Annotated in this window: 22 protein-coding genes; 17 read left to right on the forward strand and 5 right to left on the reverse strand. The window is 46.6% G+C overall.

Annotated features, from left to right (window positions below):
- The first annotated feature begins 4 nt into the window (after positions 1–4).
- The 5 genes from miaB (at position 5) to secG (ending at position 4,497) form a co-directional block, all read left to right on the forward strand.
- Entirely contained in the window at positions 5–1,438 is a 1,434-nt protein-coding gene (gene miaB, locus KOD92_RS05765) for a tRNA (N6-isopentenyl adenosine(37)-C2)-methylthiotransferase MiaB (protein WP_215232530.1), read from the forward strand.
- 48 nt (positions 1,439–1,486) lie between these two features.
- Positions 1,487–2,782, forward strand: coding sequence for a sigma-54 interaction domain-containing protein (locus KOD92_RS05770; protein WP_215232531.1), 1,296 nt, complete (start codon positions 1,487–1,489; stop codon positions 2,780–2,782).
- Positions 2,766–3,326 carry an LPS assembly lipoprotein LptE gene (gene lptE, locus KOD92_RS05775; RefSeq protein ID WP_229254543.1) on the forward strand — a complete coding sequence of 187 codons (561 nt, stop codon included), beginning with the start codon at positions 2,766–2,768 and terminating at the stop codon, positions 3,324–3,326. The genes KOD92_RS05770 and lptE overlap by 17 nt, the downstream gene beginning before the upstream one ends.
- Before the next feature lie 54 nt (positions 3,327–3,380).
- Complete coding sequence (locus KOD92_RS05780; protein ID WP_215232532.1) at positions 3,381–4,031, forward strand: hypothetical protein; 651 nt, start codon at positions 3,381–3,383, stop codon at positions 4,029–4,031.
- Positions 4,032–4,110: 79 nt separating this feature from the next.
- A complete protein-coding gene (secG, locus tag KOD92_RS05785; RefSeq protein WP_215232533.1) occupies positions 4,111–4,497 on the forward strand; it encodes a preprotein translocase subunit SecG in 387 nt (128 codons plus the stop codon).
- Positions 4,498–4,566: 69 nt separating this feature from the next.
- On the opposite strand, the gene KOD92_RS05790 is transcribed toward secG, so the two are convergent.
- Positions 4,567–5,274: a hypothetical protein gene (locus KOD92_RS05790; RefSeq protein WP_215232534.1), complete on the reverse strand. Its 708-nt coding sequence runs from the start codon at positions 5,272–5,274 to the stop codon at positions 4,567–4,569.
- A 230-nt stretch (positions 5,275–5,504) separates the two neighbouring features.
- Between KOD92_RS05790 and KOD92_RS05795 the strand changes: the two genes are divergently transcribed.
- The gene (locus KOD92_RS05795; RefSeq protein ID WP_031526862.1) at positions 5,505–5,801 is read left to right on the forward strand and encodes a co-chaperone GroES; all 297 of its coding nucleotides are present in this window, start codon (positions 5,505–5,507) and stop codon (positions 5,799–5,801) included.
- Between the two features lie 60 nt (positions 5,802–5,861).
- Positions 5,862–7,493 carry a chaperonin GroEL gene (gene groL / locus KOD92_RS05800; protein WP_215232535.1) on the forward strand — a complete coding sequence of 544 codons (1,632 nt, stop codon included), beginning with the start codon at positions 5,862–5,864 and terminating at the stop codon, positions 7,491–7,493.
- A 198-nt stretch (positions 7,494–7,691) separates the two neighbouring features.
- Here groL and KOD92_RS05805 read toward each other — a convergent pair whose 3' ends face one another.
- A complete protein-coding gene (locus KOD92_RS05805; protein ID WP_215232536.1) occupies positions 7,692–8,354 on the reverse strand; it encodes an ABC transporter ATP-binding protein in 663 nt (220 codons plus the stop codon).
- A gap of 90 nt (positions 8,355–8,444) precedes the next feature.
- On the opposite strand from KOD92_RS05805, the gene sucC reads away from it, so the two are divergent.
- The 3 genes from sucC (at position 8,445) to KOD92_RS05820 (ending at position 10,492) form a co-directional block, all read left to right on the forward strand.
- The gene (gene sucC / locus KOD92_RS05810) at positions 8,445–9,668 is read left to right on the forward strand and encodes an ADP-forming succinate--CoA ligase subunit beta (protein ID WP_215232537.1); all 1,224 of its coding nucleotides are present in this window, start codon (positions 8,445–8,447) and stop codon (positions 9,666–9,668) included.
- Positions 9,669–9,791: 123 nt separating this feature from the next.
- Positions 9,792–10,196, forward strand: coding sequence for a HEPN domain-containing protein (locus KOD92_RS05815; protein WP_215232538.1), 405 nt, complete (start codon positions 9,792–9,794; stop codon positions 10,194–10,196).
- Positions 10,169–10,492 (forward strand): nucleotidyltransferase domain-containing protein, encoded by a 324-nt coding sequence (locus KOD92_RS05820; protein WP_215232539.1) that lies wholly within the window; start codon positions 10,169–10,171, stop codon positions 10,490–10,492. Before KOD92_RS05815 ends, KOD92_RS05820 begins: the two co-directional genes overlap by 28 nt.
- Before the next feature lie 15 nt (positions 10,493–10,507).
- On the opposite strand, the gene KOD92_RS05825 is transcribed toward KOD92_RS05820, so the two are convergent.
- The 3 genes from KOD92_RS05825 to KOD92_RS05835 all read right to left on the reverse strand — a co-directional run bounded on the left by KOD92_RS05825 (position 10,508) and on the right by KOD92_RS05835 (position 13,951).
- Complete coding sequence (locus tag KOD92_RS05825) at positions 10,508–11,842, reverse strand: GntP family permease (protein ID WP_215232540.1); 1,335 nt, start codon at positions 11,840–11,842, stop codon at positions 10,508–10,510.
- Between the two features lie 12 nt (positions 11,843–11,854).
- On the reverse strand, positions 11,855–13,006 hold the full coding sequence (locus KOD92_RS05830; protein ID WP_215232541.1) for an alpha/beta hydrolase family protein: 1,152 nt from the start codon (positions 13,004–13,006) through the stop codon (positions 11,855–11,857).
- Between the two features lie 69 nt (positions 13,007–13,075).
- On the reverse strand, positions 13,076–13,951 hold the full coding sequence (locus KOD92_RS05835) for a diacylglycerol/lipid kinase family protein (RefSeq protein ID WP_215232542.1): 876 nt from the start codon (positions 13,949–13,951) through the stop codon (positions 13,076–13,078).
- 46 nt (positions 13,952–13,997) lie between these two features.
- Between KOD92_RS05835 and KOD92_RS05840 the strand changes: the two genes are divergently transcribed.
- From KOD92_RS05840 to KOD92_RS05870, 7 genes are all read left to right on the forward strand, one after another.
- Positions 13,998–15,032, forward strand: coding sequence for an App1 family protein (locus tag KOD92_RS05840; protein ID WP_215232543.1), 1,035 nt, complete (start codon positions 13,998–14,000; stop codon positions 15,030–15,032).
- Between the two features lie 53 nt (positions 15,033–15,085).
- Positions 15,086–16,246, forward strand: a complete 1,161-nt coding sequence (locus tag KOD92_RS05845; RefSeq protein ID WP_215232544.1) for a trans-sulfuration enzyme family protein — start codon at positions 15,086–15,088, stop codon at positions 16,244–16,246.
- A gap of 21 nt (positions 16,247–16,267) precedes the next feature.
- The gene (locus tag KOD92_RS05850) at positions 16,268–16,954 is read left to right on the forward strand and encodes a response regulator transcription factor (protein ID WP_215232666.1); all 687 of its coding nucleotides are present in this window, start codon (positions 16,268–16,270) and stop codon (positions 16,952–16,954) included.
- A 9-nt stretch (positions 16,955–16,963) separates the two neighbouring features.
- On the forward strand, positions 16,964–18,331 hold the full coding sequence (locus KOD92_RS05855; protein WP_215232545.1) for a sensor histidine kinase: 1,368 nt from the start codon (positions 16,964–16,966) through the stop codon (positions 18,329–18,331).
- Positions 18,332–18,598: 267 nt separating this feature from the next.
- Positions 18,599–19,846, forward strand: coding sequence for a TolC family protein (locus KOD92_RS05860; protein WP_215232546.1), 1,248 nt, complete (start codon positions 18,599–18,601; stop codon positions 19,844–19,846).
- 47 nt (positions 19,847–19,893) lie between these two features.
- Positions 19,894–20,982, forward strand: a complete 1,089-nt coding sequence (locus KOD92_RS05865) for an efflux RND transporter periplasmic adaptor subunit (protein WP_215232547.1) — start codon at positions 19,894–19,896, stop codon at positions 20,980–20,982.
- A gap of 164 nt (positions 20,983–21,146) precedes the next feature.
- Entirely contained in the window at positions 21,147–24,254 is a 3,108-nt protein-coding gene (locus tag KOD92_RS05870) for an efflux RND transporter permease subunit (protein ID WP_215232548.1), read from the forward strand.
- Positions 24,255–24,313: the final 59 nt, after the last annotated feature.

Genomic DNA, 24,313 nt, shown 5'->3' on the forward strand with positions numbered 1-24,313 from the left:
TCCGATGGAGCAGAAAATTGTCAGTTCACTAAAAATATTGACCGACGCAGATAAAGAGGCGTGTGAGACCGTGCGTGTTTCGGAAAACGAGCCTGCGATCGGCAAAAAGAGGCTTTTTATAGAAAGTTACGGCTGTCAGATGAATTTTTCAGACAGCGAAATTGTGGCCTCCGTCATGCGTGATGCAGGCTACGCGACTACTTCCGATGAGCAGCATGCAGATGTCATATTTTTGAATACCTGTGCGATCCGCGATAATGCGGAGCAGAAAGTACGGAACAGGTTGAGGCATTTGAATTTCCTGAAACTGAAAAAGCCAGGCATGCTGATCGGCGTCCTGGGCTGTATGGCGGAAAGGCTCAAAACACAGCTGCTGGAAGAAGAGCAAATGGTTGATATCGTGACCGGCCCGGATGCTTACCGCGATCTGCCGAGACTGGTACAGGAAGCTGAAACCGGCCAAAAAGGCGTGAACGTTTTTCTTTCACGCGAAGAAACATACGCCGACATTTCTCCGATCAGGCTGAATTCCAATGGCGTGACGGCGCTCGTTTCGATCATGCGCGGCTGCGACAATATGTGTAGCTTTTGCGTGGTACCGCTTACACGTGGCCGGGAACGCAGCCGCGACCCATATTCGATCGTAAAAGAATCGCGTGACCTTTTTGAACGTGGCTACCGTGAAGTTACCCTCCTGGGACAGAATGTGGATAGCTACAAATGGGAGAACAAAGTAAATTTTGCGCAGCTCCTGGAAATGGTCGCGTTGATAGATCCCGACCTGCGTGTGCGGTTCAGTACCTCGCACCCGAAAGATATTACCGACGAGGTTTTATACACCATTAAAAAGTACGACAACATTTGCAACTACATCCATTTGCCCGCGCAAAGTGGCAATAGCAGGGTTTTGGAAATGATGAACCGGACTTACAACCGCGAATGGTACCTGGAAAGAATTGACAGTATTCGCCGGATCATCGGCGAGGATTGCGGTATTTCTCACGATCTGATCTCCGGTTTTTGCTCGGAAACAGAAGAAGAGCACCAGGATTCGATCTCGCTGCTGGAATATGTCCGTTTCGATTTCGGGTATATGTTCTCCTATTCCGAGCGGCCGGGTACACTGGCTGCGAAGAAATATGCGGATGATATTCCGGCGGATGTGAAGCAGCGAAGACTGGCGGAGATCATTGAAGTGCAGCAAAGGATTTCACTCGAAAGAAATCAACGATTGATCGGTACCGTGCAAAAAGTGCTGGTTGAAGGGACTTCCAAACGTTCTGAAAATGATTTTTCGGGAAGAATGGACCAGAATAAGCGCGTCATTTTTCCGCGCGAGCATTACAAAATAGGTGATTATGTAAATGTAATGATCACCGAATGCACCGCAGCAACCCTTAAAGGAAAAGCTTTGACAGAGGTTGAGGCCATTTTTTAAACCCTTGCACAGCTAAAAGTCAGCGGCTGGTAGGATATCGCTATTTGAATGAACTCAACTGAAATACAAGCTATAAAGAACCGTTTCGGGATCATCGGAACTGCCCCCGGCCTCAACCACGCGATCAATGTGGCAGTGCAGGTAGCGGCAACGGACCTTACCGTGCTGATTACCGGCGAAAGCGGAAGTGGAAAGGAGTCATTTTCAAAAATCATACATAGTCTGAGCTCGCGCAAACACGGTCCGTTTATCGCGATCAACTGCGGGGCTATTCCCGAAGGAACGATCGATTCAGAGCTGTTCGGGCACGAAAAAGGTGCATTTACGGGCGCTCTCGATGCCAGAAAAGGCTATTTTGAAACCACCAATTCAGGTACCATTTTTCTCGATGAAGTAGGTGAAATGCCGATCGGGACGCAATCCAGGCTCCTCAGGGTTTTGGAAAATGGTGAATATATCCGGGTAGGTTCTTCAAAAGTGTTAAAAACGAATGTACGTGTGGTTGCTGCCACGAACGTGAATCTCCTCGACGCTGTAAATCATGGAAAATTTAGAGAAGATTTATATTACCGGTTAAATACAGTACCTATTTACGTACCGCCGCTGCGCGATCGTGGAGAAGATATCTTGCTGCTTTTCAGGAAGTTTACCAATGATTTTTCTGAGAGATACCGGACAAAGCCTGTGCGCCTCGACGGAGATTCGAAGGATGTATTGCTTCAATATGCATTTCCCGGAAATATCAGGCAACTGAAAAATATCGCCGAGCAGATCACCATTCTGGAAACGGATAAAGAGTTGCCGATCAGTGTTGACACCTTGAACCACTACCTTAATCCTGTGCAGCCGGCCAGCCGCAAAGCGTTGGTCACATTGCGCAACGGAGAAGATTCTGCAAGCTCATTTTCAGAAAGGGAGTTACTGTATAAAGTGCTTTTCGACATGCGGCGGGATATGACCGAATTGAAAAAACTGGTCAGAAATGTGCTTGAAAATGAAAAATACGGCGGAGATATATTGAAGGACCACCAGGAACTATTCAGCTCGATCAATAACGCCGAACCGCCGATGAATAACCCGACGATCGAACCTTCGCGGTTGCTATCGCCCCCGCCTTCGAGAATGGTGGATCTGGACAGATATTCAGACGAACGAAGTGAAATTGAAGATGTGGTGCACGTTTCGGCCGAGGAAGAATCGCTTTCACTGGAAGACAAAGAGAAAGAAATGATCATTAAGGCTTTGCGTAAAAATAATAACAAACGAAAGTATGCTGCGAATGCATTGGGCATTTCCGAAAGGACGTTATACAGAAAAATCAAGCAGTATGATATTGAAGAATAAAGTGGCTAAATGGGCTGATTATTTGAGTGACGTGCGTTTTAAGAAGTTTCTGATCGTTTTGCTGGTATTGCACAGCCCGTTTTTTCTGTCAGGATGTGGCGTATATTCCTTTACAGGCACCAACCTTTCCCCGGATATCAAGACTTTCAGTGTGCTGAACTTTACCATGGGAACTGCGGGCGGGCCTTCGGATCTGCCGCAACGTTTGACGGAAGACCTGAAAGAATATTTTCAACGCAATACAAGTTTGACAAGTCAGCCGGGTGGCGGTGACCTGGTGCTCGAAGGTTCTGTCACAGGCTATGATGTATTACCTGCTGCCCCTACCGCGAATGACCAGGCCGGACTTAACAGGCTGAATGTGACGATACAGGTTCGCTACACAAATGCAAAAGACGAAACCAAGAATTTTGACCAGTCTTTTACTTACTATGCGGATTTCCCTCAGGATCAAACACTGAACCAGAATGAAGCGCGTCTTTTACCTACAATCCGTGAAAACCTGGTGCAGCAGATTTTCAATAAATCAGCCGCCGACTGGTAGTTGACCGCCGATTTTACTTAATTTCATCGCTTGAATCTAACTGAATAGCCGGGTATGGCAATTATTGAAAAGGAATCCTTCAACCGGCTTGTAAAACAACCTGCGCTTACGGGAAGTGAACTGATCGACGAACTTGAAGCTACGATCAAGACATTTCCTTACTTCCAGATCGCGCATTCACTGCTTGCAAAAGCGTCGGTAGGATCCGAAAAACTGGATGAAACCCGACCGAGAGCGGCGGTTTATGCATTAAGCAGAATTGCTCTTCAGCAATTGATTGAAAATAACACAGATCGCATTGAAACTGTTGCCGAAACGGCAGAAACAGAGCCGGTTGCGGAAACCATCGAGCCGCAGAACGGCGAAGATATCCTGATCAGCGACGTGGATCAGCAGGTTACCACACTCGCCTCCCAGAAGTCGGAAGAACAAAAGCGGCAGCAGCTGATCATTCAGGGTTTTATGAAGAAAAACCCAAGGATCAACCGCCAGGACAACAACCTTGATCCGGTGGAGGTTGATCTGACTGGGCGGGTCGCCGAATCGTGGGAAGGAAGTATTGAGACCGAAGCATTTGCGAAAATTTTAGTCCGCCAGGGCAAAATCGAGAAAGCAATCGATATCTATCAGAAAATGATCTTGAAAAAACCGGAAAAAAGGAATTACTTTGCGAAAAAATTAAGCGAATTATATCACGCAAACTGAGTTAATAAGGAGCGAATGAACCATTAATCAATTTGCACCTTCAATCATTCAGTCATTCAATCATTAATTAATATAAAGCATGTATTTGGGTTTGATTATTCTCGTGGCGATCGTCGCAGTTTTATTGATTCTGGTAGTATTGGTTCAAAACTCAAAAGGCGGCGGACTTTCAAGTGAGTTTGCCGGTGCTGGTACTACTCAGATGTTCGGTGTAAAGAAAACGACCGATTTATTGGAGCAAATCACCTGGGGACTTGCAAGCACTATTATCCTGATCTCGCTGGCTTCTTATATTATGGTAGGAGGCGACGACAATGGAGGCGGCATTAAAAGTGTCAATGTAGACAGAGCACAAAATGCAGTGGTACCTGGCGGCAACATTGCTCCGGCACCTGCACCTGCTGCTGGTCAGCAAGCGGCTCCTGCGGCAACTACGCCAGCTGCCCCTGCGGATACTACGAAGTAAGAGATACTTAGTTAAAAAATAGGTCACAATTTACATTGTGACCTATTTTTTATGTGCATTGCTGCCGGATCAGGCGATATTGATTTCTTTCAAAACCAGCTTCTTAGCAACCGGAAGCAAGGTTTCGTGCAGCGGATAATCGTATTTGGATTCAATAATGTAGGTAGCAGGATTGGGAAGCGACTTGTCCTTTTTGGTAAGATCGACCTTGATCTGCGACACTGTGTAACCCAATCCGATCCGTATAGTTTCCAGAAACCTGGTATTCAATATCCGCTCCTTCATTTCATCAAACAAAGCAACCTGATATTGGAATACACTCACCAGAGGCTGGAAAGCGTGCAAAAATAGCAGGTAACCCTCTTGCAAGCGCAAAGGCACGATGCCCACAGGCGAGATCGTCAGATTTTCCGCGACTTCCGTAAAACGCTCGGTACCCTGACCGATGGATTTCTCAAACCTGGGGATTGCAAAGTCAAGTATGTAGTTCAGCTCTTCCATATACGGATCGTCCTGGTGCGTTTCCTCGTATTGTAGCTGCCAGCTTTGCAGGTCGATGCCCGTCAGGTTTTTCGGGAAAGAGGTTTTGATCTGCCTTTTATTAGCCCGAATATCATTACAAATACCAAAATGAACGCGCAGCTCGGGCAGGTGCGGGTGCAGGCGATGGAGGTCGAACTCCTTATTAATATGCTGCAAATACGCCATCAATACATACTTTTTGTATTCAAAATCAAAAACTCCCTCGGTCAGCCAGTCTCTTTGCAGATTTGTCATAAGATTCTAAAATTGATGCCGATAAAATTTAGTCATTTTGAAAACGCGAAGCAATTTTTTTAATGTACTGACAACTGAATAGCATTATAATCATATTGCCGCGGGGTTAGGTACAAATTTGTCACACTGCCCGGAAAAAATGTCAGAGCCCGGTCTGCTGGCATAGATTGTGCTTACTGGTTACCAGTCAAGACAATTACTGACAATCAAAAAACAAACGTTTAATATTTATGTCAACTTTAGCAGAAATACAAGTGAACGTACAACCTCTGGCTGACCGTGTTCTTGTAGAACCAGCCCCAGCCGAAGAAAAAACTGCATTTGGTATCATTATCCCTGATACTGCAAAAGAAAAGCCACAACGCGGAACAGTAGTTGCCGTTGGCCCAGGTAAAAAGGATGAGCCACTTACTGTGAAAGTAGGCGATACTGTATTGTATGGAAAGTATTCAGGTACCGAGTTAGCATATGAAGGAAAAGATATCCTGATTATGCGCGAATCAGACATTTACGCCATTATTGGTTAATTGTCTGACAATTATTTTTCATTAAGTTTCTCTTAAAGTTATTTCAAATTATTAACTGTTATGTCTAAGAAAATATTTTTTGACACAGAAGCACGCGACAAGATCAAGAAGGGCGTGGATACATTGGCTGACGCCGTGAAAGTTACATTGGGACCCCGCGGTCGTAACGTTGTAATTGATAAAAAATTCGGTTCTCCAAGCATCACCAAAGATGGTGTTACTGTTGCAAAAGAAATTGACCTGAAAGATCCTATCGAAAACATGGGAGCTCAGTTGGTGAAAGAAGTTGCTTCTAAAACTGCTGACTCTGCGGGTGACGGTACTACCACTGCAACTGTTCTGGCACAGGCGATCTACTCGATCGGTGTTAAAAACGTAGCGGCTGGCGCTAACCCAATGGATTTGAAACGTGGTATTGACAAAGCTGTTCATATCATTGTTAAAGATCTTGAAGCACAGAAAAAACCTATTACAACTTCAAAAGAAATCGCTCAGGTTGCTACAATCTCAGCAAATCATGACGAAGAGATCGGTCAAATGATCGCTGAGGCGATGGAGAAAGTGGGTAAAGAAGGTGTGATCACTGTGGAAGAAGCTCGTGGTACTGAAACGGAAGTTAAAACCGTAGAAGGTATGCAGTTCGACCGTGGTTACCTGTCTCCATACTTCGTAACTAACACGGAGAAAATGGAAGCTGATTTGGAGCGTCCATATATCCTGATCTCTGAGAAAAAAGTTTCTTCCATGAAAGAGCTTCTTCCTGTTTTGGAAGCAGTAGCTCAAACTGGCCGTCCTTTGCTTATTTTGGCAGAAGATGTTGACGGAGAAGCACTTGCTACACTGGTAGTAAATAAAATCCGCGGTGCATTGAAAGTAGCTGCTGTTAAAGCGCCTGGTTTCGGTGACCGTCGTAAAGCAATGCTTGAAGATATCGCAGTAATCACTGGCGGACAGGTTATCAGCGAAGAACGCGGTTTCAAATTGGAAAACGTTACTTTGGATTACCTGGGTACTTGCGAAAAAGCGATTATTGATAAAGACAACACAACTTTGGTAAATGGTGCAGGTAACTCTGAAGATATTCAGGGCCGCGTAAACCAGATCAAAGCGCAGATCGAAAATACCACTTCGGATTACGATCGTGAAAAACTTCAGGAACGTCTGGCTAAATTGTCAGGTGGTGTGGCTATCCTTTATATCGGAGCTGCAACTGAGGTTGAAATGAAAGAGAAAAAAGACCGCGTTGACGATGCATTGCACGCAACCCGTGCTGCCGTTGAAGAAGGAATCGTTGCTGGTGGTGGTGTAGCTTACATCCGTGCTACTGCTGCGCTGGAGGGCGTTGAAGGTTCTAATGAAGACGAAAAAACCGGTATCAATATCATCCGTGTTGCTTTGGAAGCTCCTTTGAGAACAATCGTTTCTAACTCAGGTCAGGAACCTTCGGTTGTTGTTCAGAAAGTGAAAGAAGGAACCGGCGCTTACGGTTACAATGCGAAAGACAATGTATATACAGACCTTTTGGAAGCTGGTATCATTGATCCTAAGAAAGTATCCCGTTTGGCTCTTGAAAACGCAGCATCTATCGCAGGCTTGTTGTTGACAACAGAATGTGTAATTGCTGACGAGCCAGAAGAAGCTCCTGCAGGTGGCGGTCACGGCCACGGCGGCGGAATGGGCGGAATGATGTAATTTCAAAAGCATTCTTGCTAATAAAGAAAAACCGTCGGGATCGCCCGGCGGTTTTTTTACTTTCAACCAGAAAAATTAAAATATCCGCTTAAAACTTCAAACGGCTATTTACTTACACAACGTTATGAAAAACTTCTTCCTTTAGACGTAAGCCCATCGGTTCGGTCACATATTTGTGTAAAAATATTTTTTGTGAGATTAAGAAAGCATTTTCCCGTCCTGCATGATCAGCCGGCGGTCGGCCATGCCGGCGAGCTCTTCGTTGTGGGTGACGATGATGAAAGTCTGCCCGATATCATTGCGCAACTTAAAAAATAGCTGGTGTAGGTCGAGCGCAGTATGCGAATCCAGATTACCGCTGGGCTCGTCGGCCAGCACGATTGCGGGCTTATTCAGCAAGGCGCGCGCCACTGCAACACGCTGTTGCTCCCCGCCCGAAAGCTGCGAAGGCAAATGGTCCATTCGACCCGCAAGACCCAGCAGATCAAGCAATTCCTTCCCTCTCTGAAGAATATCCTTTTCGCTGATCTGCCCATTTATATAGCCCGGCATACACACGTTTTCGAGCGCGGTAAACTCAGCCAGCAGGTTATGAAACTGGAAAATAAAACCGATTTTCTCGTTCCTGAACCGGGCCAGGTCTTTGTCTTTTTGACCAAAAACATTGACACCGTCGATAAATACCTGCCCTTCTTCCGGTCTGTCCAAAGTGCCCAGGATATGCAGAAACGTACTTTTTCCGGCACCGGAAGGACCCACGATCGCCACGATCTCTCCCCTCTTCACTTCCAGATCAATTCCCTTCAAAACCTGTAAAGAACCATAAGTACGCCTGATCCCGTTTGCCTGAAGTAAATTCATGATCTGATTGAAGATAATTGGACGTATTCCTTCGCCCGTTTTGATTAATTCCTTAATTTGCCGTGAAAATACCAATTTACTTTTATACTCATGAATATTCACGAATATCAAGGCAAAAGCGTTCTTAAAAAATACGGTGTGCGTATTCAGGAAGGCCTTGTAGCCGACACTCCTGATAAGGCAGTGGAAGTAGCTCGCGAGCTAAGCCAGCAAACGGGCACCAAATGGTATGTTGTAAAATCCCAAATTCATGCCGGTGGCCGCGGAAAAGGCCGCATCGTTGGTACCGAACAACGTGGCGTGGCGCTTGCCAAATCAGTAGAAGATGTAAGGACTATCTCCAACAATATTCTGGGTAAAGTATTGGTGACCCACCAGACTGGTCCCGAGGGAAAACGAGTAAACAAAGTACTTATCGCCGAAGACGTTTACTATCCAGGCGCCAGCGAGCCGAAAGAATACTATCTATCGATCCTTCTGGATCGCGGCAGAAACTGTAACGTGATCATGGCCAGCACCGAAGGCGGTATGGACATTGAAGAAGTTGCAGAGCATACTCCTGAAAAAATCATGAAGGAATGGATCGATCCAAAAGTTGGATTGCAGCCGTTTCAGGCACGTAAAGTAGCTTTCGCTCTTGGATTGGAAGGCGATGCTTTCAAAGAAATGGTGAAATTCATCACTTCTCTTTACAAAGCTTATATAGAAAGTGATTCTGCGATGTTCGAAATCAACCCGGTTTTGAAAACATCTGACAATAAGATATTAGCAGTTGATGCAAAGGTTGATCTGGACGATAACGCACTGTACCGTCACCCCGAGCTGGCTGAAATGCGCGATACCAACGAAGAAGATCCTTTGGAGGTAGAAGCAGGTGCAAACAACCTGAACTACGTGAAACTGGACGGAAACGTAGGTTGTATGGTAAATGGCGCCGGGCTTGCAATGGCAACAATGGACCTTATCAAGCTTTCTGGCGGTGAGCCCGCTAACTTCCTTGATGTTGGGGGTGGCGCGAACGCACGTACTGTTGAAGCTGGTTTCCGTATTATTCTCAAAGACCCGAACGTAAAAGCGATTCTGATCAACATCTTTGGTGGTATCGTACGGTGCGACCGCGTGGCTGCCGGAGTTGTGGAAGCTTACAAAGCGATCGGCGAAATTCCTGTACCTATTATCGTTCGTCTGCAAGGAACGAATGCAGAAGAAGGCGCACGGATTATCAACGAATCTGGTCTGAAAGTGCAGTCTGCAATCGAATTCAAAGAAGCCGCAGCGAAAGTTTCAGAAGTTTTGGCCGAGCTGGGCGTTTAAGATAAGATTTAGATAAACATCAATAGCCGGGGATATCTGTCCTCGGCTATTGTTTTTTTTAGGGCGATAATATCATGCCTTTTTTGTTATCTTACAGTCGACTATCATTTATATCATAATTAAATGGAGCAGAATTTCGACCGGGATAAGCAACTGAATTATTGGATTGAAAGTTCAGACGACGACTTTGAAACAATGCAGGTTCTTTTCTTAAATAGAAAGTATAGCTGGAGTCTTTTTCTCGGACATTTAATGATCGAAAAACTGCTTAAGGGTCTGTTTGTGAAAATCAATAATGAACATCCTCCATTCACTCATAATTTACTTCGACTGGCGGACAAATGTAATCTGGCTTTGACTGATGATCAGAAATTGTTTCTAGTCTCGGTTACTGCATTCAATATCAATGGTAGATATGATGATTATAAATTGAGTTTTCAGAAAACCTGTACATTGGAATTCACTGGTAAATGGGTAGATGAACTTCAAAAAAATAGGATATGGATCAAGGAATTAATCGAAAAATAGAAGATTATATAGCTGCTGTGGCAAAAAAACTTCCGGGTTTGGTCAGTGCTTATCTCTTCGGATCGTATTCAACAGGAAATGATAGAACAGAAAGTGATATAGACATTGCTTTGATCCTTAATCACCTACCCGATCAGGAACGATTCAATATTCAGGTTCAGCTTATGATGCTAGCCTCACAATTTGATACTCGTATCGAACCACATCCAATATCATCGCAAGAACTGAATTCCGCTGCCAGTTCATTTGCAGCAGAAATTAAAAAATCCGGGATAGAATATAAGGTGAGAGCATAAAGTATCTTTTGTTTTTTACACTAATATCCAATACAAAACCATCACCGCCGCGAAGCTCACTAGGCCCTGCAAACCTGTCAAGATCGTATGGGTGCGATAAGTATCTCTTGCTGAGATGCCTGTGAACTGTGATACTACCCAGAACCAGGCGTCGTTTGTGTGTGACACGACCATTGCGCCGCTCCCCACCGCCATTACTACCAAGGTAATTTGGATTGGTGTTACAAAGCCTAGTGAAGCCAACAAGGGAGCCAGGATGCTGGTTGTCAGCACCATGGAAGAAGTAGTAGAACCTTGCGCTGTTTTGAAAAAGAGCGCGATCACAAATGCGATCAACAGCAGGTAACCGCCCGACATTTCGTTGTTCAGCAGCCACACACTCACCATTTCCTTCAAGGGTGTTTCCTTTAAAATAGCCCCAAATGCGCCACCGGCACCTACTAATACGAGTGTGGTACCGCAATGCTCAATCCCACTTTTGAAACATTCCATCATGCGCTCAGCTGCCGAGTCCGCAAATAGGGAATAGCTGAAAAAGATCGCCAGCAGAAAGGAAACCAGCGGACTGCCAAAGAAACCCAGCCATTTTATCCACAAATCAGGAAAGTTGAGAATACGTGCAAAGGAAGCGAGGGTAATCAATAAAATAGGAAGAACAATAGGCATAAATGCTTTCCAGGCCGGCGGAAGCTGATTTGCAGGAACCATAACCGGCTCCTCTACCGCTGCATCCGACACGATTGCAACATCCCTCGCATACTTTCCTGCAAACCACGTCGAAAGAAACAGACTTGGAATAGAAACCACCAAACCGATCAATATCACCAGCCCCACCGAATCGGCGATGCCTAAATTACCCGCAGCTGACAATGGGCCCGGAGTAGGCGGCACCAATGTGTGGGTAGCAAATAATCCTCCGGAAAGAGAGAGTGCCACGGTCGCCAGCGGCTGTCCCGTTCTTTTAGCAACTATCTGATTGAGTTTGTGCAAAATAATAAACCCGGAATCGCAGAAAACAGGTATCCCAACAATTCCACCGATCACCGACATAGCTAATGCCGGACGCTTTTCGCCAAATAGCTTCAATATCACATCCGCCACTTTGATCGCCGCGCCCGATTTATCGAGAATAGCGCCGATCACGCAGCCTAATATCACCATCAGACCGATTTTCGACATTAATTCCCCAAAACCTTTCCCGATCGTTTCGGCAAGTTTGTCAATAGGAAGCCCTGCAAAGACGCCCACGCCGATCGCCGCCAGCAGCAAACCGACGAGCGGATGCAGTTTGAAAACAGTGGAACTGAGGACAATGAAGACAATTGCAGCGAAAACGATAATGATGATCATGGACGAAAACTGTTACAAAAGTCCCATAACAGCTGCGTCGCCCATTACCGCATTGTCTGGCCGCGGGTGCGCTTCATTGAAAACTTCGAGTTCTTTTTGGGTCAGAACTTTTGCCGGCTCCTCATTGATTTTTCCGGATGCATCAGAAACCTCTTTCAGGTCGAGTTTCAGATGTTTCGCCATGAAAGCATACATTGCATTTCGCTTCGAAGGACCGAAATCGTGCTTTTCGTCGGGCAGGTGAACAGCTTCCAGCCGGTCCGTTTTTCCATACAAACTGTAAATACTTTTAACAAAAGGATATTCGACTTCGGGCGTATTTTTGGTCCAGTCTCCTCCGTCCGAGATCATGATCATCGGCCGCGGAGCTGCCAGTGCGGCTATTTCTACATTATTAGTCTGGTAATCTCCTTTTTTATGAATCGGCATGCCACTTTCGCACACACATCCTCCGAAAAAGTAACTCGAGACCATCACAACCGGCACGGATACTTTCACCCGATCATCCAGTGCGGCTAAGAGAAAAGTTTGTGTACCGCCACCCGATTCGCCTGTAACTGCCACGCGCTCAGGATCAACACCGGGAATAGAAAGGATGTAATCGAGCGAGCGAATGCTATTGATCGTTTGCAATTTGAGCGCTTTCGGCATCTTATGCTCGCATTGTTTTGCATCTCCCTGCCCTACCATATCCCAAACGAATACGATCGCGCCCATTCTGGCAAGAGTAGCGCAGCGTTTTTGGGTTTGCTCGCGAAAACGTCCGTGCGGGTTTTCGCCGTGTCCGTGCGGACTGAGAATAGCGGCGTAAGATCTCTGTTTTTTGAGTGGTTTGTACAGGTTACCAGTAACATAAATGCCCGGCAGACTCTCAAAAGCAACACTTTCTATTGAGTAACCATCCATTTCCTTGCGACTGTGAACCATCGGTTTTGAAGCTGGTTTTGGTGGTAAAGTTTGCAGGTCCATTCCTTCGCGGATCTGTTTTCTGATCTGCGCCGAGCGGGTTTCCCAGGCTACTTTCGAAGTTACTTTGTGTTTTTCAAGAAACTCCTTTCCCTGCTGCTCGGTAAAATAAGCGCCCTGACAAAGCTCAACAGCCTGTCCGGCACTTTTAAAATGACAAAAAATCAACCCGGATAGCAAGAGAAAAACAGCCTTCATTTGTAGAATGGTAAAGAGTTATAGGTTTTGACAAAAAAGCCCTGCTGGCGGAGAACTACTGGTTTGGCACTACAATACCGCCACCTTAATATACTTCTCTAAAATATGCGCCTCAACTTTTGTCACCATTCCTTTATATTCTCCGTCGATCTGAAAATGCGCCTCTTTGTCCAGACATTCAATCACAGCATTTTTGACTGAAATAACGCGCATGATCTCGGGATTGAAATCTGTATTGCCGGCCAGGATCTTGGCCGTTTCAATAAAATCAAGCTTTTTGGCTATTACCAGTTCAAAAAATCCGTCTGCCATATCTCCCGCCGGATTAATCGTAACGCCGGTTCCGTATTTCTGGGCATTTGCAATGATCACGATCAACGCATCGGTCTCGATCACTTCATTATCCACAGTGATTTTTGCGAGGAAATTCTCGTGTTCACTCAGCGTTTTCAGCATTTCCCGCGCATACCCCAGCTTTCCGCGGGTCTCGCTGTTTTCATAGTTTTTGACCAGTAATGCATTTAACCCTAAATCACTCAAATGCAGGCTGATATCGCCGTTGATCGAAACTGCGTCCATGTGCATGATCTTTTCACCAAATGCCACTTCAATCGCCTGCTCCAGAGAACCTGAAAGACCAAAATCTACCGAAAGTCCATTGGCAGACCCGGCGGGAATAATACCCATAGTCACGTCGAAACCGTACGCAGCCTGTGCTACCAGCGATATTGTCCCGTCGCCGCCTGCTACCAGTATCCGCTCAGGTTTCAATGTGGTCACCATCTCCCGGATCGTTTCGAGATCGTGCTCGCCTGTGGTAGAGTAAATGCGCAGGTCATATCCGTCCTGGCCCGTTTTTTCTATCACTCTTTCAAAAATTACATCCTTGTTGACATCTCCGGAGATCGGATTAACAACCAGCAAAACTTTTCGTTCTGAAAACATATTGGCTAAATTAGGGACCTGAAGTCTAAGTGGGTTAAAGATAAGTATGAAACGTTGTGACTTGAAGCTGTATCGCGGTTATGCGAATAAAAAGGAACTGGTTGTATTTGGGCATATTGTCAAAAAATATCCTTCCGGTGATCGTAAGTACACACGTAGCGGCTTTCGGTACGCGAGAACGATCATAGAATTGTTCTCTGTTAAACCTGTTCCATTCCTTAAAGTTTTCCTCAAAGTCGGTAACGTAACGGCTGAAACGACCGCCGAGGCAGATGGTTATTTCCGTTTCCAGGTCCCGCTGACCGAAACTTTGCCCAGTGGCTGGCACACCTATGAAGTGACTGTGGACGATGAGGTGAACGGAAAAAAATACCACGCTGTAAGTACCGAGGAATTCTTTTTACCCTATAAAACGTCCTACGGACTAATTTCCGACATTGACGATACTTTCCTGATTTCCCACAGCCGCCGCTCGTTTCGAAAACTATTTGTGCTGCTGGCGCGCAATGTACAGGCCAGGAAGCCTTTCGACGATGTGGTAAAACATTACCAGCTACTTTCCTTTGCAAGCCGGACCCACCCGCAAAAAGAGAGCAACATTTTTTTCTATGTATCAAGCAGTGAGTGGAACCTGTATGATATGATCGTCAGGTTTGCAGAATTGAACGGCCTGCCTAAGGCAATATTGAAATTAAAAAAAATCAAGTCCGGACTGGACGATTTTGTAATGACCGGCGGCGGCTCCCATTTGCACAAGCTTCGGAAGATCCATAATATCATTAATTTTTATCCCGAATTGCAATTCATATTACTCGGTGACGATTCGCAGAAAGATCCTGAGATTTATGAAGAAATTTGCAGGACTTTTCCTTCCAATATCCGCGCAGTTTATATTCGTCAAACGCGCAAGCGGCCAAAACCTGAGGCTACGGTGCTTTTAAAAAATATACAGGAGCTGGGGGTGGATACCTGCTATTTTGCACACAGCAATAAGGCAATCATCCATTCGCTCGAACAGGGGATCGTATTTGAAGCGCCCGCCGAAGCGATTGCAGAGATCATTCCCAAGGATATCCTGTGATTTTATAAGCGAATATCCTTTTTGCCAAAACATTAAGATTTAACCTCTTATTAATGGAAATTTCCCATATACTAAACGAGTTGGGCGAAGATAGGAGCCTGTATTTCAATGCAGTATCTCCACCGATCGTTCAATCCAGCAATTTCGTTTTCGACACTTTTGAAGATTTAAGGAAAGCATTTGAAGACGAAGATTCTGCCTATTTATATTCCAGAGGCAAGAACCCGACTATTGAGATTTTGCGTAAAAAACTGGCTGCGCTCGACGGCGCAGAAGATGCACTCGTTTTCAACAGCGGCGCATCGGCTATTTTTGCTTCTGTTCTGGCAAATGTCGGTGCCGGCGACCATATTGTTTCGGTGGACAAACCTTACAGCTGGGCCTGGCGAATGTTTGACAATATGCTTCCCCGTTTCAATGTAACAACTACCTACATTGACGGTACCAGGATCGAGAATTTCGAGAAAGCGATTTTACCAAATACGCGCATTATATACCTGGAATGCCCCAATTCGAACACTTTTGAAATGCAGGACCTGGAAGCTGTGGCCCGGCTGGCGAAAGAGCGGGGGATTATTACCATCGTCGATAACAGCTATTCCACGCCTTTACACCAAAAACCAATCTCGCTCGGTATTGACCTGAGCCTGCAATCGGCGACGAAATACCTCGGTGGTCACAGTGACACAGTGGCGGGCGTTTTGACGGGTAAAAAGGATATGCTGCAAAAGATATTCAATGAGCAGCTTTTGAACAACGGTTCAGGTATTTCGCCTTTCAATGCGTGGCTGATCCTGCGCGGGCTGCGCACATTGCCGGTTCGGTTGCAGCACATTACCAAGACGACCGAAAAGGTGATTGGTTTTCTCAAAAATCATCCCAAGATCGAGCGCGTTATCTTTCCATTTGATGAAAATTTCCCGCAGATAGAATTGGCTAGAAAGCAGCTATCTGGCGCCTGCGGCTTGCTTACGATCGTTTTAAAGGCTGATTCCCACGAAGCGATCGAGCGGTTTACCTATTCATTGAAACATTTTCTGGTAGCAGTTTCCTGGGGCGGGCACGAGTCGCTGATATTGCCGCAGGCCGCCGGTATTGCTCCCGAAACTTTTGATCCAACCATTGAAAAACACAGAATGGCGCGGATGTACCTGGGCTTGGAAGACGCAGATTATCTGATCCAGGATCTGGAACAGGCACTTACCGTGTTATAGCGGCTCACTTTTTCAGGCATGATGAAAAAAATATTGATTGTAGAAGACGACCGCAGAATTGCCCAGAATATATTCCGAGGTCTTGCTGCCGAGCAGTTTGAACCCGAAATCGCTTACGACGGGATCACCGGCAAGCAGCTTGCGTTGGATAAAAAGTTTGATCTGGTGTTACTGGATGTCAACCTGCCGGGAATGCGCGGATATGAAGTTTGCCAGCAGATCCGCATTTACAAACCGGCATTACCAATTATTATGCTCACTGCTTACGGGGAGATTGAAGATAAGGTGGAAGGGCTAAACCGTGGCGCAGACGATTATATCGTCAAACCGTTCGATTTCAGGGAATTGCTAGCAAGAATTAATGCGGCGCTCCGGATATCAGAAATAAATAATCCTGAATCGACTGACAAAACCCTGCGTATCGCCGACCTGGAAATGAACCTGGGAACCAAGCAGGTGAAACGGGCTGGGAATCCTATTGAGCTGACAGCCAAGGAATTTGCATTGCTGGAATACTTCATGCAGCACCGGGGGCGGGTCGTATCCAAAATGGACCTGGCAGAGCATGTGTGGCACCTCAACTTTGATCCCGGAACCAATGTCGTGGAGGTTTATATCAATTATTTACGCAAAAAAGTAGACAAGGATTTTGCTGTAAAACTGATCCACACGCGTCCGGGAATGGGCTACATTATGAGAGAGGAATAATTAGTGGACATGAAAATAAAGGAACGTATCGCTTTACAATTCACGCTCTTGGTAGCGGCGATACTGCTTATATTTTCACTCGCTATTTACAGTGTATCAGAACATTACAGACAGGAAGAATTTTACGACCGACTGAAAAGCCGCGCCCAGACTACCTGCCGGCTGCTCGTGAAAGTGCAGGGGATTGACAAACATTTGCTCAAAGCGATCGACCAGAATACCCTTTCCGAAATGCTCGATGAGAAGGTACTGATATTCGACAGCCAGAACGAAATGGTGTATTCGAGCGTCGACGATAAGCTGCTTACTTACCAGGCTTCGCTGCTCGACGAAGTACGAAAGGAAAGGTATATTGAATATCATCAGGGTGAAAATGAGGTGATTGGCTTGCTGTATCAGGATGAAAGCGAGCCACTGGTGGTTTTGGCTTCGGCTTACGATACTTTTGGACATAGCAAGCTCACCAACTTGAAACATACCCTCGGCTGGGGTCTGCTGGCGGGAATTGCTGTCACGATCGGGCTGGGGATTTATTTCGCGGGCAATGCACTGCGGCCGATCAGCCGGATCAACGAACAGGTTTCGCTGATTACTGCTCAAAATCTTTCCCAAAAACTCGATGAAGGCGATCGGAAAGATGAGATTGCGCAGCTGGCTATTAATTTCAATACCGTGCTTGCGCGGCTGAATAATGCATTTGAACAACAAAAAAGCTTTGTTTCGCACGCTTCGCACGAGTTGCGCACGCCGCTGGCCGCATTGAAGTCCGAGATCCAGCTGGGGCAGCGATTTACCAAAAACAATGCGGAGCTGGAAGAGGTTTTCGCCAATTTGTTTTCGGACACCGAGCGGCTGATCAGCATTACGAATAGTCTGCTTTTCCTCGCCCGCTCCTACGAGAACTCCACTAATTTCAAAATGACCACTATCCACATTGAGGATCTGGTTTTTGTGGCGAAAGACGAACTGCTCACCTCCCACCCTGCCTACCGCGTGGATATTGATTATGAGCGCATTCCGGAAAATGGTAATGAAACGGTCGTAAAAGGAAATGAGGAATTATTGAAACGGGTACTTGTGAATCTGCTTGATAATGCGTGCAAATATTCCAGCGATCGGCACGCCAGCATCATTATCTCCACGGACCCGAAATTCTGTACGGTTAAAGTAAAGGATAACGGGATCGGGATCAGTGAAAACGACCTGCCGCATATTTTTGACCCATTTTTCAGAGCAACTCAGGCCGCCGACCAACCCGGGTTTGGAATTGGCCTTTCAATCTGTCAGCGCATCATCGAGCTGCACCACGGCACTATCTCGGTCGCGAGTGAAATGGGTGTAGGAAGTGAGTTCAAGGTGCAATTAGAGCATGTTTGACCCCCTGGCCCCCTGCCCTTCCCCCTGCCCCCTGAAGGGGGTTCATTCTTTGGTATCGATAAGAGGCGCGTACAATAGAAAAGTCCCCTCTAGGGGATTTAGGGGTACAAGCACAAAGTCCCCTCTAGGGGATTTAGGGGTACAAGCAGCAAAAGTCCCCTCCCAGGGGATTTAGGGGTAAAGGGTACTTCTAATTTTTTTCTAACTTCGTTTTAAGCCTGCTATAATACTGGTTCCCGAATATCGCATCGTTCTAAAACAGAAAACATGCGAATCTACATTTTCGGGCTGTTCGTTTCCCTTGCACACACTTTACACGCACAGGACACGCTCCGACTTTCTATCAGACAGGCTGACAGCCTTTTTCTCCAAAACAATCTCGAATTACTTGCTGAAAAATACCAGATCGATATTGCCAAGTCGATGGAGATCCAGGATAAACTTTGGAACAATCCCACGTTTGGGGTTGAGGTAAGTGCCTACAATCCTTCCCGAGGTGCATTTGATGTGGGCAAGAATGGGCAAAAAGCGTTTACGATCTCACAAATGATCACGCGTGCCGGCAAGCGTAACAAGCAGGTGGCGCTCGACGTGGAGTCGACGCGCAAGAGTGAATACCAGTTTTATGACCTGATCCGCACATTAAAGTTCGAGCTGCGAGAGATCTTCTTCGAGTCTTATTACCTGGAACAGACGATCGCACTCTATGATAATCAGATCAATACCCTTACTACGACCGTAGCCGCGTTTCAGAAGGAATATGAACGCAAAAATATTTCGCTGAAAGAGGTAGTCCGCCTGAAAGCATTGCTATTCCAGCTCTCAAACAACCGCGCCGATATTCTTTTTGAAATACAGGAAAACCAACGCGACCTGCGTACGCTGGTTAATACCGACCGGCCAGTAAAACCGACTGTGGACAGTTCGGATATCCGTCGCTACGAGCTAGCCAGATACACACCGTCGGTACTGAAAGAGAAAGCGTTACAAAGCCGAGCAGACCTGAAAGTAGCCCAGTCGCTGACCAAAGAGGCGGAACTCAACTACACCTTACAAAAAGCGCTCGCCGTACCCGATATCGAGATCGGGGCGGTTTACGATCAGGCGAGTAACTATGTCAACAATTATTTCGGTGTGAATGCGTCCATTTCCTTGCCATTTTTTAATAGGAACCAGGGAAATATCAGGGCTGCGAAAACGAATATCAGCTATTATAAAACGGCTGAAAATGCGCGGCAAAACAGCATTGGTAACCAGGTTGACGCTGCAATCGAGAAGGTAAATATTGCGGAAAAAGCTTATCAGAGCGTTGAAAATCAGTTCACAGATCAGTTCCAGCTGTTGAGTACCGGCATTTACGACAACTTCCAGAAAAGAAATATAACCCTCCTCGAATTCATCGATTTTATTGAAACCTACAACGAAAGCATCCAGGAATATAACCGGTTGCAGGCCGATCGCATCAAGGTTTACGAAGAGCTGAACTACGTAGTCGGCGAAGAGCTATTCAACTGAAATTTCTAAAAGATTACCATTTACCGGTGGCATTGCCATTTCAAGTTATGAGGAAGGAAATATTTTATGCAGCTGCATTTGCAGTCGCCGGGCTCAGTCTGGCAGCTTGCGAGAAGAAGGAGCATATTGAGGAGTCGAAAGCATTCATGCTGTCGGATACCATGATGAGCCGCATTACACTCGATACTGTTCGAACAGAAGCAGTGCGCAACGAACTGACGCTGGTGGGAAAGGTAGTTCCTGACGAAAACCAGGTGATCAAGATTTACCCGCTGGTAGGTGGGAACGTGGAAGAAGTGGATGTGGAACTCGGCGATAATGTGCAGAAAGGTCAAAAACTGGCCGTGATCCGGTCAGGCGAAGTAGCTGATTTTGAGCGGCAAATGATCCAGGCGCAGTCTGATCTGCTGGTAGCGCAAAAGAATCTGTCTTCAACCGAAGATCTGTTTGAAAGCAAACTGGTACCCGAACGCGACGTGATTTCTGCGCGGCAGATGGTGGACAAGGCGCAGGCGGAGCTGAACAGAGTGAAGGAGATTTTCTCCATTTATGGTTTGGGTAAATCCACAAATTACACGGTAAAGTCGCCGATCAATGGTTTTATTATTGATAAAAATGTCAACCGCGGCATGCAGCTCCGGTCGGACAATAGCGAAAGCCTCTTTACAGTCGGCCAGATCGCCGATGTGTGGGTAATGGCGAATGTGAATGAAAGCGACATTCCCCGCATTAAGCTTGGAATGCCCGCCGCAGTGCGCACGATCAGCTTTTCGGACGAGATATTCAAAGGAAAAGTTGACAAAATATATAACGTCCTCGACCCGGATACCAAGGCAATGAAGATTCGCATTCAGCTTCAAAATGTAGGTTTTAAACTAAAACCCGAAATGCACGCAACTGTATGCCTGAACTTCGAGGAAGGCAGCGAAATGCAGGCGATCCCCTCGCAAGCGATCATTTTCGACCGGAGTAAGAACTGGGTAATGGTATATCACAGCCGCTCGAAAATCGAAACCCGTCCGGTAGACGTTTACCGCTCCCTGGCCAACCGTACCTACATCAAATCCGGCCTAAAACCCGGAGAAACCGTCATTTCAAAAAATCAGCTGCTCGTGTACGACGCGTTGAATGATTAAAGGGAGGAGGGTTTGAAGTCGTTTGAAACGGTTCGAAGCGGTTCGAAGTGGTTCGAAGTAGTAAAAAAATGAGAAGCCATTTCTAACAAACCCGAACGACCTCGAACAAATCCGAACTACTTCGAGCAATACTATCAGTTTAAAATTTCTTCAAAGCTGCAAAGATGAACAAATTCATCCGTGGGATCGTCGGGTTTTCTTTGAAAAACCGGTTCTTCATATTCTTCATGACCGGCCTGCTGATTGTGGCGGGTATTGTCAGCTATCGCAATACGCCGCTGGAAGCTTTTCCGGATGTTACCAATACACAGATCATCATCGTTACCGAATGGAATGGGCGTAGCGCCGAGGAGATTGAGCGGTTTGTGACGGTGCCGATCGAGGTGGCGATGAACTCGGTGCAGCAGAAAACCAACGTCAGGAGCACGACGATGTTTGGTCTGAGCATTATCAAGATCATTTTTGATGACCATGTAGAAGACTTTTTCGCCCGGCAGCAGGTCAATAATCAGCTCAGGAACATTTCGCTGCCCGACGGCGTGGAACCTGATGTTCAGCCGCCGTATGGTCCTACCGGAGAGATTTTCAGGTTTACATTGAAAAGCAAAGACCGCGACAGCCGCGAGTTGCTCACGCTGCACAATTGGGTGATTGACAGGCAACTGAGAAGTATCCCGGGCGTGGCCGACGTAGTTGCATTTGGTGGACGGGAGAAGATCTACGAAGTCCAGGTAAACCCTACCAAGCTTGTCAAATACAACATTACGCCGCTGGAAGTATACCAGGCGGTTTCAAAAAGCAATATCAATGTAGGCGGCGACGTGATTGAGAAAAACGGGCAGGCTTATGTGGTGCGTGGAATCGGCTTGCTCAATTCTATTCCTGATATTGAGAACATTATCGTTGAATTTGTAAAAGATAACCCCGTGCTGGTCAGGGATGTGGCGGACGTGAAAGAATCGGATATGCCGCGCGTCGGGCAGGTGGGGCTCGATGGAAATGATGATGTGGTGGAAGGTATTGTAGTACAACGCAAAGGCGAAAATCCAAGCGAGGTACTGGCGCGTATCAAGGAAAAAGTAGAGGAACTGAATACGAAGATCCTGCCGCCGGACGTGAAAATGGTGACGTTCTACGACCGGGACAACCTCATCGAATTTTGTGCGCATACCGTGAAGCACAACCTCATTGAAGGTATTGTGCTGGTAACGGTGATCGTATTCATTTTCATGGCCGACTGGCGCACGACGGTTATCGTATCAATCATCATCCCGCTTGCGCTGCTTTTTGCATTCATGTGCCTCAAACTCATGGGAATGTCGGCCAACTTACTCTCGATGGGGGCGATCGACTTTGGTATCATCATCGACGGGGCGGTGGTTATGGTGGAGGGGATATTCGTGGCGCTCGATCACCTGGCGCACAAAAATGGCATGGCGCGTTATAACAGGCTCGCGAAAATGGGACTGATCAAGAAAACCGGCGGCGAGCTCGGAAAGGCGATATTCTTTTCCAAACTCATCATTATCACCGCATTGATACCCATTTTCAGTTTTCAGAAAGTAGAGGGAAAAATGTTCACGCCGCTCGCTTTTACCCTGGGTTTTGCTTTGCTTGGTGCATTGCTATACACGCTCACGCTGGTGCCGGTACTGTGTTCCATGCTGCTTAATAAAAACGTACGTGAAAAAAGTAATCCGATCGTACGATTCTTTGACCGCTCCGTTTCCCGGGGCTTTGAATGGTGCTATGCGCGCAAAAGATTAAGTGTTCTTTTCGCGATGATCTTCCTGAGTGTCACCCTTTTCTCTGCCAAATTCCTCGGTACCGAATTCCTTCCTACTCTGAATGAAGGCGCATTGTGGGTAGAAGCGAAAATGCCGATGAGCAGCTCTTTGAATGAGACTATTAAAATGGTGAGCATTCTGCGCGGTAAACTGAATGAGTTCCCGGAAGTAAATGGCGTTTTATCCCAAACCGGTCGCTCAAATGACGGAACAGATCCTTCCGGTTTTTACTATGTTCAAATGCAGGTGAACCTGAAACCGAAATCTGAATGGACGCGCAAGATCACGCAGGACCAGCTGATCGAAGAAATGGACACCAAGCTGAAACAGTTCCAGGGAATCAACTACAACTATTCACAGCCGATTATTGATAATGTGGCCGAGGCCGTGGCGGGAATGAATGCCAGTAATGCCGTAAAAATCTATGGTGACGATCTGGAAACGCTGAATAACAAGGCAAACGAAGTGCTCGAAGCGATCAAGGATGTGCCGGGGATTAAGGACGTCGGTATTTTGCGGAATATCGGTCAGCCCGAAGTGAGCGTGATCCTGCATGATCATAAAATGGCGCAATATGGCGTGAGCATTGCCGACGCGCAGGCGGTCATAGAAATGGCAATCGGTGGTAAAACGGCCTCGATCCTTTACGAAGGCGAACGAAAATTTGATATCAGGCTTCGTTACGAGCAGCAGTACCGCAGCAACGTCGACGACATTCAGCAGCTGATGGTCCCTACGCTTACCGGCGGCAAGATTCCGTTGAAAGAAATTTCCAGCATTCGAACCGTAACCGGACCTGCATTTGTGTACAGGGATAATAACAAACGCTTTATCGGTGTAAAATTCTCGGTGCGTGAGCGTGACCTTGGGAGTACAATCGCCGATGCACAAAGCCGGGTGAAACCCATGCTGCAAAATCTTCCGAAAGGCTATTCAGTCAATTGGTCGGGTGAATTCGAGAACCAGGTGCGGGCAACAGAGCGGCTCGGCCAAGTGGTACCGATCAGCCTTATCGGAATTTTCATACTCCTCTTCATTATGTTTAATAATGCAAAAGATGCAGGTCTGGTGTTGATCAACGTTCCATTCGCGCTGATTGGCGGAATACTTGCGCTGCACGTGACGCACATGAACTTCGGCATTTCCGCCGGGGTCGGATTTATAGCCCTATTCGGGCTCTGCGTTCAGAATGGGGTGATCCTGATCTCGGTATTTAATAAAAACCTGTCGGCGAGAATGCCGCTCGACGAGGCGATCAGGGAAGGTGTAAAATCGCGGATCAGGCCGGTGGTAATGACCGCATTAATGGCGGCGATCGGATTGCTTCCGGCTGCAACATCAACAGGTATTGGTTCGGAAACGCAGAAGCCACTTGCTATCGTCGTGATCGGCGGACTGATCACAGCGACGGTGCTGACCTTGCTAGTCTTCCCGATCATATACGCATTCTTCAATCGCAAGACAAAAAATGCATACGCGGCATAACGCTGAAAATGTGATCCGATTCTGGCGGTGGGCCTTATACGTGCAGACTGCGCCTGCTT

It is taken from the genome of Dyadobacter linearis, from assembly GCF_907165045.1.
Lineage (GTDB): Bacteria > Bacteroidota > Bacteroidia > Cytophagales > Spirosomataceae > Dyadobacter > Dyadobacter linearis.